This window comes from Acidovorax sp. IB03 (genome assembly GCF_016406015.1).
In the GTDB taxonomy this organism is placed as follows: domain Bacteria; phylum Pseudomonadota; class Gammaproteobacteria; order Burkholderiales; family Burkholderiaceae_C; genus Acidovorax; species Acidovorax temperans.
The window spans coordinates 1-1,186 of sequence record NZ_JAEFCH010000087.1; the positions used below are offsets into that span (position 1 = coordinate 1).

At 65.5% G+C, this 1,186-nt stretch carries 1 protein-coding gene; it reads left to right on the forward strand.

Features of this window, described 5'->3' with window-relative positions:
* Positions 1-206: 206 nt before the first annotated feature.
* Positions 207-1,169, forward strand: coding sequence for an IS110 family transposase (locus tag IHV84_RS20160; RefSeq protein WP_011804582.1), 963 nt, complete (start codon positions 207-209; stop codon positions 1,167-1,169).
* Positions 1,170-1,186 lie beyond the last annotated feature (17 nt).

Below are 1,186 nucleotides of genomic sequence, written 5' to 3' on the forward strand. Positions count from 1 at the left end.
GCTTGTATCTTTAAACCAGACCAGCGCGGTAGAGTCTGAACGCCGTTGAGGCGGCCAGACCGGCCCGTGCAGTTTGGTAGGCGCTGGGGTGATAGAGCCCGTGACTGAGTACAGAACGCATGGCCGCCGCGCTGGTCTTCGTGAAGCCCGAACGGTTACGCGCGCCTTGATTGAGCGCGCATGCACAAGCAAGGGATCTGAAGATCATGTCTGTTACCTCAGTGACGGTGGGCATCGACGTGGCCAAGGCGCACGTGGATGTCTGTGTGCTGGGTGCCAAGAGCAGCGCCCAGCGGTTTGACAACGATGCCGAAGGCCACTCGGCGCTGGCGGCTGCCCTGCAGCCCCTGGACGTGGGTCTGGTGGTGATGGAGGCCACCGGCGGCTACGAGGCCGCGTTAGCGTGTGCCCTGCAGGCCACAGGCCTGCCCGTGGCGGTCATCAACCCGCGCCAGGCGCGCGACTTCGCCAAATCCATGGGACGCCTGGCCAAGACCGACGCGGTGGATGCGCGCACGCTGGCCGAGCTGGCAGCGGTGCTGCTGCGCCGCGACGATCTGCAGCGCTTCTTGCGCCCCCTGGCCGATGAGCGCCAGCAGTGGCTCGCGGCCCTGGTCACGCGCAGGCGCCAGTTGCTGACCATGCTCCATTCGGAGCGCCAACGGCTGCAGATCACGCCCAAGAAGCTGCACGCCAGCATCGAGGCCATCGAGGCGGCGATCAAGGCGCAGCTCGATGAGATCGAAGAGCAGATGGTCACGCATGTGCGCGAGCACTTTGGGGAGCTCGACACGCTGCTGCAGTCGGCTGCGGGAGTCGGCCCGGTGGCCAGTGCCACGATGATTGCCGAGCTGCCAGAGCTGGGCCGGCTGAACCGGCGCGAGATCGCTGCATTGGTGGGCGTGGCGCCCATGGCCAATGACTCCGGCGGCAGCAAGGGCAGGCGGCGCGTACAAGGCGGGCGCTTCGAGATCCGCCGCGTGCTGTACATGGCAACGCTCACGGCCACCCGCTACAACCCGGCCATCAAGGCCTTCTACGAGCGTCTGAAGGCCGCTGGCAAGTTGCCCAAGGTCGCCCTGGTCGCTTGCATGCGCAAGTTGCTCACCACGCTCAACGCCATGGTGCGCACTGGAAAACCTTGGGACAAGTCGCTTCATTGCGCTTGACTTCGAAGACGGTTACT

What these genes read in the sequence shown, in the direction of transcription:
- IHV84_RS20160 (WP_011804582.1), top strand. Translation starts at nt 207, where the DNA reads ATGTCTGTTACCTCAGTGACGGTGGGCATCGACGTGGCCAAGGCGCAC.